Genomic DNA, 15,352 nt, shown 5'->3' with positions numbered 1-15,352 from the left:
GATGAAAAATATAAAATGGGGAATCCTTGGCCTCGGAAAAATTGCCGGAAAATTCGCCACTGCTTTAAATAACGTTGAAGGCGCCGAACTTTACGCGGTTGCCAGTAGATCTAAAAACAAAGCTGAAACATTTGCAAAAGAACATGCGGCTACAAAATTATTTTCCAGCTACGAAGCAATGTTAAAAGATGAAGAATTAGATGTGGTTTATATCGCAACCCCACACGTTTTTCATTACGAACAGACCCTTCTTTGCCTTGATCATAAAAAAGCCGTTTTATGCGAAAAACCTTTTGCAATGAACAAAAAGCAGGTGGAAGAAATGATCGCAAAAGCCAAAAAGGAAAAGGTTTTTCTTATGGAAGCGATGTGGACGCAATTTCTTCCGCATTTTAAGTTTGTAATAGAACAAATTAAGTCTGAAAAATATGGGAAAATCAAAAATCTAAAAGCCGATTTTGGATTTCCGGCACCGGTAGATCTAGATAAACGCCTTTACAATAAAAACCTGGGTGGCGGTAGCTTACTGGATATTGGCATTTACCCTATCTTTATGGCAATGAGTGCTCTGGGAGCTCCAGAGAGAATTCAGGCGAAAGCCAGTTTTCATGATACCGGAGTTGACGAAAACTGTGATATTATTTTTGAGTATAAAAATGGTGTAGAGGCAGAATTGGGTAGTTCTATTATAAAACAAACCCCTACCGCAGCAATTATTCAGTTTGAAAAAGCTACGCTTACACTAAATACCAGGTTTCACGAACCTACAAGTATTATTATACAAACACCAGAAGGTGAAGAAACCAAAGAGTTTAAAGTGAATTCCAATGGTTATAATTTTGAAGCGGAACACGTTCAAAAAATGCTAAGCGAGGGCAAAACTGAAAGTACCGAAATGACCTTTGAAAAAAGCCTGCAATTAATTGAGCTACTGGATAAAGTTAGAACTAAAATAGGGTTGGAATATTAGTATTTATAACAATTATCAATTTAACGTGATCCTGAACTGGTTTCAGGATCTAAGCTGATTTTTTTTGTGATTTTATTTAAAAACAAAAAAACCTCACAGGTTTTGATGACCTGTGAGGTTTGATATTCTTAAAATTATGAGGATTAAGCTTCTACCTTTTTGGTAGTTTTTACTTCTTCTCCCTCTTCGCTTTCAATTTCAGCTAAATAACGTTCAGCATCAAGAGCAGCCATACATCCAGTTCCCGCTGCGGTTACTGCTTGGCGATAAATTTTATCCTGCACATCACCTGAGGCAAAAACTCCCGGGATATTGGTTTTAGTAGATTTACCTTCGGTAATTAAGTACCCGGTATCATCCATCGTTAATTTACCTTTAAAAATATCGGTATTTGGTTTATGGCCAATGGCGATAAACAACCCGGTAATATAGATTTGCTCTTTTTCGCCAGTTTCTTTATTCAGCATTCTTAGACCTTCTACTACCTGTTCGCCTATTACTTCGTCTACTTCAGTATTAAACCTAACATCAATATTTTTAGTACTGTTTACTCGGTGTTGCATTGCTTTAGATGCACGCATCTGGTCACCTCTTACAAGCATAGTAACTTTGCTACAAATATTAGCCAAATAGGTAGCTTCTTCTGCGGCGGTATCTCCACCACCAACTATAGCTACATCCTGACCTTTATAGAAAAATCCGTCACAAACAGCACATGCTGAAACTCCACCACCACGTAAACGTTGCTCACTTGGTAAACCAAGGTATTTAGCCGTAGCACCGGTAGAAATAATAATCGTTTCGGCTTCTACCCAGGTTGCGTTATCTACACAAGCTTTGTGAATTCCGCCGGGTTTATCGGTAAATTCAACTTCGGTTACCATGCCCATTCTTACTTCGGTACCAAAACGTTCGGCTTGCTTTTGCAGATCCATCATCATTTTTGGCCCATCTACTCCATCGGCATAACCGGGAAAGTTATCCACTTCGGTTGTTGTAGTTAACTGTCCACCAGGTTCCATTCCTGTATACATAACAGGTTTAAGGTCTGCTCTTGCCGCGTATATTGCTGCAGTATATCCTGCAGGTCCAGATCCTATAATTAAGGTTTTTATTCTTTCTATTTTATCGCTCATTATTTCTTGTTTTTCTGTCTTACAAAAGTAATAACTTTAGTTATAATCTATAGGCCTTACTAATTAAGTTTTCTTATTAGCAAATAATTTGAAGGTATAGATTTCATTCAGGAAATAAAAATTAAGGGCTTCCAAAATTTAACTATACCTTTGTTTAAGAATTCTCTAGCGAAAACCGCGAGATATTCAGGTTTAACTTTTTTAATTTCGGGAAGTCCCCGAAGCTTTTAAAATCTCGATTATCGAGTAAATGGAACTTACTTTATTTAATATTCTAGATATCCTGGGGACTATAGCCTTTGCTATATCTGGCGCATTGGCTGCTATGGATCGCCGGCTGGACCTCTTTGGTATTTTTATTATTGGTTTTGTAACTGCCATTGGTGGTGGTACGTTACGCGATACTTTAATAGGTAACACTCCAGTAACCTGGATGGAAAATACCATATATATTTACCTAATTGGCGTTGTAACCATTCTTGCCATTATTTTTAGAAACAAAATTAATTATCTAAAAAAATCCCTCTTTCTTTTTGATACCATTGGGCTGGGAGTCTTTACTATTACCGGTGTTGAAATAGGCATTAGAAATGGGCTTGATCCCATTATTTGCATTGCACTTGGTACTATGACGGGTACTTTTGGTGGTGCAATTCGAGATATTCTTTGTAACGAAATTCCCGTGATCTTTAGAAAAGAGATCTACGCCACTGCCTGTATAATGGGCGGACTCGCTTTTGTAATAATGCACGAGCTTGTTATAAATCGTGATATCATTTACCTTACCACCACGCTAATTGTAATTTCAATTAGACTTGTTGTTGTAAAATACCATATTTCCCTACCCTATTTCTATATTTCTTCGGAAAGTAAAAACTAATTTCTTTCCCGCCGAAACCCAAAATTTTTATTAATGCGGAAGTTTCTTCCGAAGCAATCCGTATAAAAAAGTGCCTAAAAGCGAACCTATAAATACGATTAGAATTGGTAAAAATCCTGCACCAATTAAGGTGAAAATTGGTCCCGGGCAGGCACCGGCTAACGCCCAACCTAATCCAAAGATAATTCCGCCGTACATATAGCGGCTAAAACTCTTTTCTTTTGGTGTAAACGAAATTCGTTCTCCAAAAAAAGATTTCAGGTTCTTACGTTTTATAATTTGAACGCCAATAACTCCTAAAAATAATGCCGAACCTATAATTCCATACATATGAAACGACTGGAACTGGAACATTTCATAAATTCTGAACCACGAAGCCGCTTCAGATTTAAACATTACGATTCCAAAAAATATACCTATCAATAAATATCCTATACTTCTCATAATTTCAATTTAAAATATTAGAGGAAATAATAAATGTACCATCACCAAACCACCGATAAAAAATCCGATAACGGCAATTAAAGAAGGTAATTGCAAATTACTAAGTCCAGAAATAGCGTGCCCAGATGTACAACCACCGGCATAGCGAGCACCAAATCCAATTAAGATTCCGCCTACCAGTAAAATGATAAGCGCTTTAATTCCGCCAACTGCTTCCCAACTATATATTTCAGTTGGTAGGTAAGCTTCACCGGCACTATTAAAGCCAAGGTCATCTAAAATTGTAATCGTATCAGGATTTATTGCTACAGAAAGATCGTTACTTAAAAAATTTGCTCCAATAAATCCGCCAATAATCGCTCCTGCAACCACAATAAGATTCCATCGTTGAGATTTCCAATCGAAATTGAAGAAATCGGCTTTAGAATCGGCACCGCAGATTGTACACATGGTTCTAAGGTTGGAAGACATTCCAAACTGTTTCCCAATAAAAATTAGTAAAAACATTATTAAAGCAATAAGCGGACCCGATACATACCAGGGCCAGGGCTCAAAAATCCATTCCATAGTTCATTTTTTTAATGAGGTGCAAATTAACTGTAATTTACGAAGTAAGACAGTAACAAATGTTACAACAAAAAACCTCATAGGTTTTGAAAACCTTTGAGGTTTGAATTATATATTTTGAGGTTTATTTGAAATAAGATTTCAAATTCTCCAATACCTTTTCAGATAAGCGTTTTTGAGTTTCAGCACTCCAACCTGCGCTTTTAGTATAAGAAATTACACGATCTAATGCTTTTGTATCTTTAGAAAGTGAAGCTCCCCCATCACCATCAAAAATCCCGAAATTACCTTCAGATTTTATCCAGTTTGCAAAAGCTCCTTCCTTAAAAGGAAGTCCCAGCGAAGTATTGATTAAAATTTTTCCCGCACCAAAAGTTTTAAATTCTTCTTTTCCAAGGAGCCTGGTATTTTTTGGAAGATGAAGCGAGATAATTTCTGAAGTTTTCAGCAATTTTTCCAGTTCTAAATACTTGACTCCTTTTTCTTCCCAGTCTTTTTTTCTACTTCTGCTGAAATAATAAAGATCGGCTCCAAGCGGCAATAAAGCTTCGGCCAGAAGTTGCCCGGTGGTTCCCAAACCAATAATTCCAATCTTTTTATCGATAAGTTCCACCGGCATTTCTCGCCATTGATGTTTACCAAATCCGTGCAGTAATCTTATTAATTCCGAAATAATGAATTCTATAACCCCAGGATCGCCATAATCGAAAATACCTTTCACGGTAATTTCTTGCTTCCTGGCAAAATCTACAGCAACATTCGCCGATTCATCATCATAAAGGCTGCAGGCCATCCCAATATATTTAAGGTTGCTACATTCTTTTATAACATTTTCAGGGATTTGCGTTTTCCAGGAAACTATTACCGCTTCTGCATCGCCAATTCGTTCAATGAGCTCTTTTTCTGAATCCGGACTTTCTTTATAAACCTTTACTTTAGCTTCGCTAAATTCCTGGAGTTCTTCTATGGCCCAGTCTTCTAATTTTGTATGGTCTACACAAACAATTTTATTGAATTTCATATATTATTTTTAGCAACATATACTACAAACCTACCTTAAAAATGGTATTCTAAAAAAATATAAAACATTCTTTTCAGCCTTCAATCGAAATGAATTATAAAGAACGATGACTAAATTAAACAGGTAAAGAAAACAGATTATCAACCAAAATATTATAGGATTAAGCAGTAAAGATGGAGTAATATACGAGGCTGTTTGTACACGGTAAAAATTAATACTAATAAACCCTATACAAGTAAGAAACAACAGAATACACCAGGTAATCTCAAAATTCAATATTTCTTTGCTTGTTTTATTAATATTATGAATTTCATTTTTCTTAGATATCCACATCACTAATGGAACTAAAATCCCTAATACTGGAAAGAAAAGAAAACTTAATGCTGAACTATTCAGTAATGCGAGATAACTATTATTTTTCTCTAATTTCCAATCAATAAGTTCTTCAGAAGTTACGCCAAGCCCTTTGGCAATTCGCTGTAAAGTATCTTCTCTTGGCTGGGTTTCTCCATTTTCCACTCTTTGAATAGTTCTAAGGCTAACTCCAGATTCCTCGGCTAAAAATTCTTGAGAAAATCCCTTTCTATTCCTTAGCTCAATTACCCTGTTTGCTAATTCATTGTTCTGCATAATTATAAGTTTATATGTTTCAGCAAATCTACAGTGAGGTTTAAAAAAATATTGCGACAGCCTTGCGACATATTTACGTCAAACTTGTTAAATGCAGTAGAATAAGGGTTTTAAAGGTCTAAAAACTATAGAGGAATATTCCCGTGCTTTCGCTTGGGTCTAAGCACTTTTTTATTTTCCAGCATACTAAAAGCTTTCAATAATTTTCTACGGGTTTCTTTAGGCATAATTACTTCATCAATAAATCCGCGTTGAGCGGCTTCAAAAGGATTTGCAAATGTTTCAGCGTATTCAGCCTCTTTTTCAGCTAGTTTCGCTTCGCTATCTTCAGCTTCCTGAATTTCTTTTCTAAAAATAATCTCACTGGCACCTTTGGCTCCCATTACCGCAATTTCTGCCGTTGGCCAGGCAAAATTAAGATCAGCGCCAATGTGTTTGGAATTCATTACATCATAAGCGCCGCCATAAGCTTTTCTGGTAATTACGGTCACTTTTGGAACGGTGGCTTCGCTTAGTGCATAAAGTAATTTTGCGCCGTTGAGAATAATTCCATTCCACTCCTGGTCGGTTCCGGGTAAGAAACCGGGAACATCTACCAAAACTAGCAATGGAATGTTAAAACAATCGCAAAAACGGGTAAATCGAGCTGCTTTTTTAGAGGAATCTACGTCTAAAACTCCGGCAAGACTCATTGGTTGATTGGCAACAATCCCAATACTTCTTCCGCCTAAGCGCGCAAAACCAACAATAATATTATCGGCGTAATCTTTATGAATTTCATAAAATGAATCTTTGTCTATGATTCCGCTAATCACCTCGTGCATATCGTAAGGTTTATTGGAACTATCTGGAATCAAAGAATCCAGTTCCTCCCTAATTTCATCACCTAATTCATACGGAAGTTTCTCCGGTGCCTTTTTGTTATTTCGAGGTATATAACTCACCAGTTTCTTTATATCTTCAAGACAGGCGATATCGTTGAATGACGTGATATGAGTTACCCCAGATTTTGTAGCGTGCGTTGAAGCCCCACCAAGTTCTTCGGAAGTTACTTCCTCATTAGTTACCGTTTTCACCACATTAGGCCCGGTTACAAACATATAACTGGTATCCTGAACCATAAGTGTAAAATCTGTCATTGCAGGTGAATACACTGCTCCCCCGGCACAAGGGCCCATAATCGCCGAAATTTGCGGAATAACCCCAGATGCTTTTACATTTCTATGAAAAATATCGGCATAACCTCCTAAAGATTTTACGCCTTCCTGAATTCTGGCTCCACCAGAATCGTTTAAGCCGATCATTGGCGCTCCAACTTTTACGGCCAGGTCCATAACTTTACAAATTTTTTCGGCGTGTGTTTCAGAAAGGGAACCTCCAAAAACCGTAAAATCCTGGGCAAAAATATACACCAGTTTTCCGCTTATGGTACCGTAGCCTGTTACGACTCCGTCTCCATAGATCTTTTGATCTTCCATTCCAAAACCGGTAGTTCTATGAGTTACCAGAATGCCAATTTCTTCAAAAGAACCTTCATCCAGTAAATAATCTACACGCTCCCGGGCGGTAAGTTTCTTTTTTTCGTGTTGCTTCGCTATGCGTTTCTCGCCACCACCAAGATGTGCCTGCTTAATTTTATCATTTAACTTCTCTATATTCTGACTCATCAATTTATTTTTTACGCGATAATCTAGATTAAATGTTTGAGGTTACTTTTAGTTTATTGGTAACCTCAACTCCTGTTGATCTTTGAGATATTGCTTTAAAGCTACAATAGCCGCTAATTTAGCTTCTTCTTCAATTTCATTTTCAAGTTTCTCAGCGGAATAATATTTTTTTACAAAATGGGTATCAAAATTTCCGCTTCTGAAGGCTTCGTGTTCAAAAACAAATTTTCCAAACGGAAGGGTCGTCATTACGCCCTCAACTTCATATTGCTTTATCGCCTTCAGCATTAATTGAATGGCTTCCTCGCGGGTTTTTCCGTAAGTAATCAATTTTGCCAGCATTGGGTCGTAATAAATAGGAACTTCCATGCCTTCTTCAAAGCCGTTATCTACACGTATATTTTCACCTTCAGGAATACTGTATTTATCAAGTGTTCCCACACTTGGCATAAAATTATCCATAGGATCTTCAGCATAAACCCTGAGTTCTACCGCGTGCCCTTTTATTTTTAGATCTTCCTGAAGCAATCTCAGTTTTTCCCCCCGGGCAATTCTAATTTGTTGTTCTACCAGGTCTACACCGGTAATATATTCCGTTACGGGATGTTCAACCTGCAAACGAGTATTCATTTCCAGGAAATAGAAATTTTGATCTTCATCGAAAAGAAATTCTACGGTTCCGGCGCCAACATAATCACAGGCCTTTGCTACCTTTACAGCAGCTTTGCCCATTTGTTTTCGAAGTCTTGAATCTAGCACTACCGATGGCGCTTCTTCCACCACTTTTTGATGCCTACGCTGCACACTACATTCCCTTTCGAATAGATGAATATAATTCCCGTGGGAATCAGCTAAAACCTGAATTTCAATATGCCTTGGTGAAGAAACATACTTCTCTATAAAAACCGAACCATCACCAAATGCTGATTCAGCTTCGCTAATGGCACGTTTCATTTGGTCTTCCAAATCTTTTTCCTTATCAACGATACGCATTCCCTTACCACCGCCACCGGCAGAAGCTTTTATTAAAATAGGAAAACCGATCTCTTTAGCGATTTTCTTCGCTTTTTCTGGATCGGTAATCGCCTCGTCAATTCCGGGAACCATTGGAATGTCATATTCTTTTACCGCATCTTTAGCGGCAAGTTTGCTCCCCATAATTTTAATGGCTTTAGAACCGGGACCTATCCAGGTAATGCCGTTTTTCTCTACATTTTCGGCAAAGCCTGCATTTTCACTTAAAAATCCGTAGCCAGGATGAATCCCATCTACATCGAGTTCTTTAGCTACTTCAATAATTTTATCGCCCTTTAGGTAAGATTCGTTAGAAGGGGCTTCGCCTATGCAAACCGCCTCGTCGGCAAACTTTACGTGGGGCGCATTTCTATCAGCTTTAGAAAAAACAGCTACGGTTTTGATCCCCATTTTTTGAATGGTTTTCATTACCCGCAAAGCAATTTCTCCCCTATTGGCTACTAATATTTTCTTCATTTTATTTCTTTTGAATTCTAATTATTCCCATTTGGAGGATTAAGGGTTTATTCCATTTCAATTAATAACTGGTTCTTTTCAACAGTTTGTCCGGTTTTTACTGAAACCGATTTCACCACACCATCCCTGGGTGCAATAAGTGTATTTTCCATTTTCATAGCTTCTAAAACCAGCAAGTAATCCCCTTCTTTAACTTCAGCACCTTCCTCAACATTAACTTCCAGAATTAACCCCGGCATGGGCGCTTTTATATCATTTATCATTTGCGCGGTGCCAAGAGAAAGTCCCATTTCTTCAATAAGTAAATCCAACTCATTGGAAATAGCTACTTCATAGGTATTAGAATTGATTTTAATATCGTACTTGCGTTGAAGAAAGTTTTCGGTAAGAACCTCAGCCTTAAAACTGCGATTTTCTTTTAATAAATGGTAATGTTTAGTGGCAATTTCCTGTGTATCTAAAGCGGTGATCTGGTCTTTGGTAAATTCAAATTCAAATAAATTATTCACCTTAACCTTATATTTTTTTTCCATATTTCGTAGTTTTCAAATCTAATTTGAAGCTTGTGTTGTAAATATAGAAAAAGTTTGGAGCTTTTACTTATGAGTTTTCAAGATTTAGATTCTGGATATTACCAATCTGTGTACAATTAAACATAAAAAAAGCCCTGTAAATTCAATTATCTACAGGGCTTTAAAATAATAACTAATTAATTACGAAAACTCTTTAATCGCTTCACTTAGATCATAAACTTTAGTGTTTTTAAATTTATTTTCAAGAATACTGCTTCCTGCAGCAGAACGATATCCTCCGGCACAATGTACCATAAACGGTTTGTCATCTGGTAATTCATCGGCACGGTTTCTTAGCTCATTCAACGGAATTGCTTTAGCATCATCAAAGATCTTCCCTTCTGCAATCTCGCTTTCATTTCTAATATCTACAATAGTGTATTTATCTTTATTGGCTTTAAAATCTTCTAAATTGAAATCATCCGAAGATTTTGAAACTTTTTCAGATAAAGTCACTACACCTTTCATTTGCTTTTCATAACCGATTTTCGCAGTTCTTTCCAGTAAATCGTCAATTTGATCTACGCTTTCAGCAACAAGATAAAATTCCTCTTTAGGCTCGATAATAGCACCCAGCCAGGTTTCATATTTATCACTTTCAGACCGGGCCATGATATTAATACTATTGGGTAAATGTCCCTTTTTATACGCATCCCCATCACGAGTATCTACTACAGTAATTCCTTCTTTTTCTACAGAATCTACATAAAGTTTTACCGGAACTTCATACTTCGCTTTTTGAACATTTAAAGCTCCTTTTCGGTTTAACTCTACACTAAAACCAAAATAGGCAGGAATAAAAGGCTGATCCTTTAAAATTTCTTCTACAAACTCCTCTTCGGTTTGATCTTTAAAAGCCCAGTTTCCCTGGCGTTCATTTCCAAGAGTACTTGAAGAAGCATCACTCATATTTTTTCCGCATAGCGAACCTGCACCGTGAGCCGGATAGATTATGGTATCATCTGGCAATTCGTTAAATTTGGTTTGCATGGTATTGTACATTTGCTTCGCCAATTCTACACGTTTTGCTTTCATATTTCCAGCTTTTTCACGTAAATCTGGCCTTCCAACATCGCCTATAAAAAGTGTATCCCCACTAAACATAATGGTTTCACCGTTTTCTTCAGCTATAAATGTTAAACTATCTGGCGAGTGACCGGGAGTATGAATAGCCTTTATACTGGCATCTCCAATTTTTACTTCGTCCCCTTCATCAAATGGAGTATGCGTATATTCTACACCAACATTTTTACTAATATAAACGGTGGATCCTGTCTCCTGCTGAATTTGTAAATGTCCACTCACAAAATCGGCGTGCGGGTGCGTTTCAAAAACTGCTACTATTTTTGCATTATTTTCTTCGGCATATTTATAGTATTGCATAGGGTTACGGCTAGGGTCTACCAGGGCCATCTTTCCATTACTTACAAGTGCGTAAGAATAATGCGCTAAAGGATCGTCTTTAAATTGTTTTATCTTCATTTCTTTAATTCTTTTAAATTATAAACTGTTTATTGTGCGTTCTTTTTTCTAAATGGAAATACCATTTGATTTTTAAAATCTTCAGGAAAATCTTCATCTCCTTTAAAACCTAATTCTATATCTTTTCCTTCCTGCGGAATATATGCTGTGCCAAATAAATAGTCCCAAATGCTTAGGCTTAAACCGAAATTCATTCCATAAGGCCTGTCTTTCGGAAGTTCCTTTGAATGATGCCAGATATGCATTTTAGGGTTATTTAAAAGATAACCAAAAATTCCATAGTTCCAGCCTACATTTGCGTGGTTTAAATGCCCAATAAATACAGCAAACATATGTACCACAAAAAATTGCTGAATTCCAAAACCAATCATTGCCAGCGGAATATACTGCACGGTTTTATAAACAATAGTTTCCATAAAATGAAACCTAAATTGTGCCGCAAATCCCATTTCCTTAACGCTATGGTGTACTTTATGAAATTCCCAAAGCCACGGCTGCTTGTGTAATTGCCGGTGGACATTCCACTGGATAAAGTCTGCAATCACAAACATAATAAGCAACTGTACCCAAACAGGGAAATTTTGTACTTCTATGGCTATAATATTAGTGATTCCAAAAATGCCCAGGAAATCATTAAATAATTCTACTGCAACATTAGAGATCGCGTTATAACCAACTAGCGAAAACAGGAAAAAATTAAATAAAATATAGAACGTATCCAGCCAGAAATCCTTTCGAAATATCTTTTGATCTTTTCTCCAGGGGATTAAAATTTCCAATACCCAAACTAAAAGGGACAATCCAATAAGCCAATAAAAATAATTGGTCCAGGACGGATTGCTAATTTCATTAACCAGGTAATTAAAATAACCTGAAAATGAATTGGCAATTATGTTTAAGTACTTTTCCAACCGGTTAATTAAGTTTTACAAGGCAAAAATATAATAATCCTACGTTTAGGGCAGTAACTTTTGTTACAGTACTAAATTTCACCTGCTTTTCTTAATTAAGTGCATCTTAACAAAGGCCGGGCAAAAAATGTTAGTCTTTGTTAAATAGCAATGACGTAAGGCTTTTCTGTTTTAATTTTAATATTGAAAATAATAAGAAATCAAGATATAAAACTATAAAATTATGAGTCAGTTTATATTAGAACATAAATTCGGTTTAGGCGGAGTCGCCATTGGTAACGGATTTAAACAAATAAGCGATGCTGAAGCTGAAAAAACACTGGAAGGAGCCTGGGAAGCCGGCGTGAGATATTATGACACCTCGCCCTGGTATGGATTAGGCTTAAGCGAAAGAAGATTTGGGCACTTTCTACATAATAAAAAACGAGAAGATTACGTACTTTCTACCAAAGTTGGCCGGGTTTTAAAAGCCACTAAAAATGTTCCTGAAACAATGTGGAATAATCCTGCACCTTTTGATTATAAATATGATTATTCAGCTGAAGCTGTGCGCCGCTCGGTAGAAGACAGTTTGCAGCGCTTAGGTGTAGAAAGTATAGATTATGCTTTTATTCACGATCTCTCACCAGATCATAATGATGAGTACGAGGAAGGAACCACCTGGGAAGATCATTTTGAAGTTGCGAAGAAAGGCGCAATACCAGAGCTTGAAAAAATGAAAGAAGAAGGTCTCATTAAAGCCTGGGGATTGGGAGTAAATACCATAGAACCTATTTTAAAAACTTTGGAAGTTGCAAAACCAGATGTTTTTCTTTCGGCTATTCAATATTCTTTGGTTCACCATAATGATGCCCTGGAACGTCTATTACCGGCAATAGAAAAAAGCGAAGCCACTTTAATAAATGCTGCGCCATTTAATGCAGGCTTACTTGCCGGACAAAAGCGTTATAATTATGATGGAAAAATGCCCGATGATATTTCAGATCGATATAAAAAAATATTGAAAATTGCTGAGAAACATAAAGTAAACCTCGTGGCTGCATCGCTTCAGTTTTCTTTAGCTCCAAAGGCAGCAGGAACAGTTTTGGCTGGAGCCAGCAAACCGGAACAGGTTCAGGAAAATATTAAAGCCCTGGAAGAAAAAATCCCAGCGAAATTCTGGGAAGAACTAAAATCCGAAAATCTTATTGAACAAAAAGCAGAAGTACCAGCTTAAAAAATAAAAGCCAGGAATTCACTAATTATTTATTATTTGTGAATTTCTGGCTTATTAATTTATAACCTCAGAAAGGTATAATTACTTTTCACCTTTAGAGAAGAACAAACTATCGCTTCCTTTTTCTGTTTTTAATATACTCATGAATTGCTTCTTTAGTAGTAAGCCAATTTCTGCCTTCTTTATAGGCGTCAATTTTTCCCTGCCTTGCCAGTAAACTAATATATTCCTGGCCATAAGGTAATTGCTCCTCCTCTACCAAATTAGAAATTTCAGTATAATTTGCATCATTATCTGGCAGCGCCTGAATATAAATATTTAAAGTACGCTCTAAGGCCTGGCACATTAATAGTGCAAGCTTGTTATAATCTCCCTTATTTGCAGCATTTAGTGCGGCATAATATTTTTTGCGATCGTTACGTAGAATAATAGCTGGTGGAAAACCTGCATTCATTAAAATAAGGTTCATCGCCAAACGCACCGTTCTTCCATTTCCATCAAAAAATGGATGAATCCAAACAAATTTATGATGAAAAACCATCGCCAGTTCAATTACATTTAACTGCTGTTTATTTTCATTTACAAAATTCACTAATTCATCAAATAACCCGGAAACCTTTTGGGCATTAGGCGGCACAAAATTTGCCCCAGCGATACGCACACCAGAATTTCTTAATCTCCCGGCAAAATCATCTTCTATGCTTCTTAAAACCAGCTCGTGTAATTTGAGAATATCTTTACCATTTAATTGATAACCCGGTTTAACCAGGGTGTACAGATAATCTAAAGCGGTTTCGTGGTTTTTAGCTTCAAAATGCTCTCGCAGTGACTTTCCCTTTACGGTAATTCCTTCTTGCAACACCATTTGAGTTTCCCTAAGGGTAAGGGTATTCCCTTCTATACTATTTGAATTATAAGTCCATTCTATAGAAAGAACTTCTTTCATTTTTTTCAAAGCGATATTGGGCAACGGCCTGGCTTTTTCCAGCATTGCTCTCTTTTCGAACAAGCGTTCAAAAGTGCTTTGCATCTCTTCTCTATATCTTACATCTACTTCCCACATAGCACAAAGATACAAATTATCGGTTGAAGTTATATATAACCTATCCGATATTAAAGTTAATTTTTAAATTTAAGTAATTTCACAGCCTTATTGTCTTTGTAATCCATTCGAAGAAAAATAATTCCGGCTGAAATTAAAGTTAGAATTCCTATTAACATAATCGCCGCTTCAATACTCACCAAATCTGCAATTACCCCGGTTAAGATAGCTCCTATCGCGTATCCCAGGTCACGCCAAAGTCTAAAAATACCAATACTTTTTGCCCGATCCTGCGGATGGGTGTTATCGGCAATAGTTGCAAGGAAAGTCGGGTAAACCATTGCGGTTCCCCAGCCCAGTAAAGAAGAAAGTATCACAAAATGCGTCATTGTTTCAGCCCAAACTAATATTACCAGAACTATGGCCTGCAGAAGCATCCCAATAAACAGCATATCTTTCTTACTAAAAATATCGGCCATTCTTCCGGTAAACAGTTGGCCTATTCCCCAAACTGCAGGATAAAGTGCGGTAACAATTCCTATTTGTTCAAGATTAAAACCTTTTCCGGAAAGTAAAATAGGAAATAATCCCCAGGCCATTCCATCATTCAAATTATTGATTAACCCCGCCTGACTAACGGAACCAAGGTTTTTATCTTTCCAGGTGGTATCCCAGAAAATATTTTTTAATCGCAACATATCGCTGCTTCCCTCCTCTTTGGCAACGTGGTGGCGCGTATCTTTAATTAGGAAAATACTAAAGAGCAACCCCAGAATCATAAGTCCAATTCCCAGGTAGAAAGGATAAGGTCTTACCCCATATTCCGAAGCGATCCAACCCGTAAGAAAAGCTACAACAGCTACTGCAAAATACCCGGCAAACTCATTTAAACCCATTGCAAAACCACGCTGCTTTTCACCCACCAGGTCAATCTTCATCACTACGGTACTACTCCAGGCCAATCCCTGGTTTATTCCGAGTAAGACATTGGCGGCGATTATCCAATTCCAATTTTCAGCATAAATGAGGATAAAAGGAATGGGAATAGCAAAAAACCATCCCAAAACCAACAGGTTTTTTCTTCCATACCTATTTGCCAATGCCCCGGCGTAATAATTGGAAATTGCCTTTACCACTCCAAAAACTACAATAAAAGATAAAATGGCACTGGTTGCCGCAATACCAAATTCTTTTTCGGCAATTTCAGGCAAAATACTTCGTTCCAGCCCTACCATTCCGCCAACAAAGGCATTTACCAATACCAATAAACTAAATTGTTTCCAGTTCTCTTTTAATCCTAATTTTATATTTTCCATTCCTGTT

General features: G+C 37.0%; 15 protein-coding genes. 3 read left to right on the top strand and 12 right to left on the bottom strand.

The genetic code is table 11. From position 1 onward, the window contains the following. Window position 1 precedes the first annotated feature (1 nt). Window positions 2-970: a Gfo/Idh/MocA family protein gene (locus AO058_RS11685; RefSeq protein ID WP_075326730.1), complete on the top strand. Its 969-nt coding sequence runs from the start codon at window positions 2-4 to the stop codon at window positions 968-970. Window positions 971-1,113: 143 nt separating this feature from the next. On the opposite strand, the gene trxB is transcribed toward AO058_RS11685, so the two are convergent. Further along, window positions 1,114-2,106: a thioredoxin-disulfide reductase gene (gene trxB, locus AO058_RS11680; protein WP_075326729.1), complete on the bottom strand. Its 993-nt coding sequence runs from the start codon at window positions 2,104-2,106 to the stop codon at window positions 1,114-1,116. Between the two features lie 250 nt (window positions 2,107-2,356). Between trxB and AO058_RS11675 the strand changes: the two genes are divergently transcribed. Beyond that, the gene (locus AO058_RS11675; RefSeq protein ID WP_075326728.1) at window positions 2,357-2,986 is read left to right on the top strand and encodes a trimeric intracellular cation channel family protein; all 630 of its coding nucleotides are present in this window, start codon (window positions 2,357-2,359) and stop codon (window positions 2,984-2,986) included. 30 nt (window positions 2,987-3,016) lie between these two features. Here the strand turns inward: AO058_RS11675 and AO058_RS11670 are convergent, their stop codons facing one another. The 9 genes from AO058_RS11670 to AO058_RS11630 form a co-directional block, all read right to left on the bottom strand. Then, a complete protein-coding gene (locus tag AO058_RS11670; RefSeq protein ID WP_075326727.1) occupies window positions 3,017-3,430 on the bottom strand; it encodes a DUF6691 family protein in 414 nt (137 codons plus the stop codon). Between the two features lie 9 nt (window positions 3,431-3,439). Next, window positions 3,440-3,997, bottom strand: coding sequence for a YeeE/YedE family protein (locus AO058_RS11665; RefSeq protein ID WP_075326726.1), 558 nt, complete (start codon window positions 3,995-3,997; stop codon window positions 3,440-3,442). 124 nt (window positions 3,998-4,121) lie between these two features. After that, window positions 4,122-5,018, bottom strand: coding sequence for an NAD(P)-dependent oxidoreductase (locus AO058_RS11660; protein ID WP_075326725.1), 897 nt, complete (start codon window positions 5,016-5,018; stop codon window positions 4,122-4,124). 30 nt (window positions 5,019-5,048) lie between these two features. Continuing rightward, entirely contained in the window at window positions 5,049-5,648 is a 600-nt protein-coding gene (locus AO058_RS11655) for a helix-turn-helix domain-containing protein (RefSeq protein WP_075326724.1), read from the bottom strand. A gap of 125 nt (window positions 5,649-5,773) precedes the next feature. Further along, a complete protein-coding gene (locus AO058_RS11650) occupies window positions 5,774-7,315 on the bottom strand; it encodes an acyl-CoA carboxylase subunit beta (RefSeq protein WP_075326723.1) in 1,542 nt (513 codons plus the stop codon). Window positions 7,316-7,363: 48 nt separating this feature from the next. Beyond that, window positions 7,364-8,806: an acetyl-CoA carboxylase biotin carboxylase subunit gene (gene accC, locus AO058_RS11645; protein WP_075326722.1), complete on the bottom strand. Its 1,443-nt coding sequence runs from the start codon at window positions 8,804-8,806 to the stop codon at window positions 7,364-7,366. A 47-nt stretch (window positions 8,807-8,853) separates the two neighbouring features. Further along, complete coding sequence (locus tag AO058_RS11640; protein WP_075326721.1) at window positions 8,854-9,339, bottom strand: acetyl-CoA carboxylase biotin carboxyl carrier protein subunit; 486 nt, start codon at window positions 9,337-9,339, stop codon at window positions 8,854-8,856. A 180-nt stretch (window positions 9,340-9,519) separates the two neighbouring features. Beyond that, window positions 9,520-10,860: an MBL fold metallo-hydrolase gene (locus AO058_RS11635; RefSeq protein ID WP_075326720.1), complete on the bottom strand. Its 1,341-nt coding sequence runs from the start codon at window positions 10,858-10,860 to the stop codon at window positions 9,520-9,522. A 29-nt stretch (window positions 10,861-10,889) separates the two neighbouring features. Next, entirely contained in the window at window positions 10,890-11,771 is an 882-nt protein-coding gene (locus tag AO058_RS11630; RefSeq protein WP_075326719.1) for a sterol desaturase family protein, read from the bottom strand. A gap of 223 nt (window positions 11,772-11,994) precedes the next feature. Here AO058_RS11630 and AO058_RS11625 point away from each other — a divergent pair, with 223 nt between their 5' ends. Further along, window positions 11,995-12,987: an aldo/keto reductase gene (locus AO058_RS11625; protein WP_093302550.1), complete on the top strand. Its 993-nt coding sequence runs from the start codon at window positions 11,995-11,997 to the stop codon at window positions 12,985-12,987. Window positions 12,988-13,096: 109 nt separating this feature from the next. Here the strand turns inward: AO058_RS11625 and AO058_RS11620 are convergent, their stop codons facing one another. Together AO058_RS11620 and AO058_RS11615 are read right to left on the bottom strand one after the other, a co-directional pair. Next, window positions 13,097-14,050 (bottom strand): Fic family protein, encoded by a 954-nt coding sequence (locus AO058_RS11620; RefSeq protein WP_075326717.1) that lies wholly within the window; start codon window positions 14,048-14,050, stop codon window positions 13,097-13,099. A 56-nt stretch (window positions 14,051-14,106) separates the two neighbouring features. After that, window positions 14,107-15,345 carry an MFS transporter gene (locus tag AO058_RS11615; protein WP_075326716.1) on the bottom strand — a complete coding sequence of 413 codons (1,239 nt, stop codon included), beginning with the start codon at window positions 15,343-15,345 and terminating at the stop codon, window positions 14,107-14,109. Window positions 15,346-15,352: the final 7 nt, after the last annotated feature.

The organism is Salegentibacter sp. T436 (assembly GCF_001932675.1).
GTDB lineage: Bacteria > Bacteroidota > Bacteroidia > Flavobacteriales > Flavobacteriaceae > Salegentibacter > Salegentibacter agarivorans.
Note: the sequence above shows the minus strand (reverse complement) of the source record. Positions and strands in the feature narration are given on the sequence as shown.

Bases quoted from the DNA above. Each gene is read 5' to 3' on its own strand.
- AO058_RS11685 (WP_075326730.1), top strand. From the start codon at position 2: ATGAAAAATATAAAATGGGGAATCCTTGGCCTCGGAAAAATTGCCGGA.
- trxB (WP_075326729.1), bottom strand. From the start codon at position 2,106: ATGAGCGATAAAATAGAAAGAATAAAAACCTTAATTATAGGATCTGGA.
- AO058_RS11675 (WP_075326728.1), top strand. From the start codon at position 2,357: ATGGAACTTACTTTATTTAATATTCTAGATATCCTGGGGACTATAGCC.
- AO058_RS11670 (WP_075326727.1), bottom strand. From the start codon at position 3,430: ATGAGAAGTATAGGATATTTATTGATAGGTATATTTTTTGGAATCGTA.
- AO058_RS11665 (WP_075326726.1), bottom strand. From the start codon at position 3,997: ATGGAATGGATTTTTGAGCCCTGGCCCTGGTATGTATCGGGTCCGCTT.
- AO058_RS11660 (WP_075326725.1), bottom strand. From the start codon at position 5,018: ATGAAATTCAATAAAATTGTTTGTGTAGACCATACAAAATTAGAAGAC.
- AO058_RS11655 (WP_075326724.1), bottom strand. From the start codon at position 5,648: ATGCAGAACAATGAATTAGCAAACAGGGTAATTGAGCTAAGGAATAGA.
- AO058_RS11650 (WP_075326723.1), bottom strand. From the start codon at position 7,315: ATGAGTCAGAATATAGAGAAGTTAAATGATAAAATTAAGCAGGCACAT.
- accC (WP_075326722.1), bottom strand. From the start codon at position 8,806: ATGAAGAAAATATTAGTAGCCAATAGGGGAGAAATTGCTTTGCGGGTA.
- AO058_RS11640 (WP_075326721.1), bottom strand. From the start codon at position 9,339: ATGGAAAAAAAATATAAGGTTAAGGTGAATAATTTATTTGAATTTGAA.
- AO058_RS11635 (WP_075326720.1), bottom strand. From the start codon at position 10,860: ATGAAGATAAAACAATTTAAAGACGATCCTTTAGCGCATTATTCTTAC.
- AO058_RS11625 (WP_093302550.1), top strand. From the start codon at position 11,995: ATGAGTCAGTTTATATTAGAACATAAATTCGGTTTAGGCGGAGTCGCC.
- AO058_RS11620 (WP_075326717.1), bottom strand. From the start codon at position 14,050: ATGTGGGAAGTAGATGTAAGATATAGAGAAGAGATGCAAAGCACTTTT.
- AO058_RS11615 (WP_075326716.1), bottom strand. From the start codon at position 15,345: ATGGAAAATATAAAATTAGGATTAAAAGAGAACTGGAAACAATTTAGT.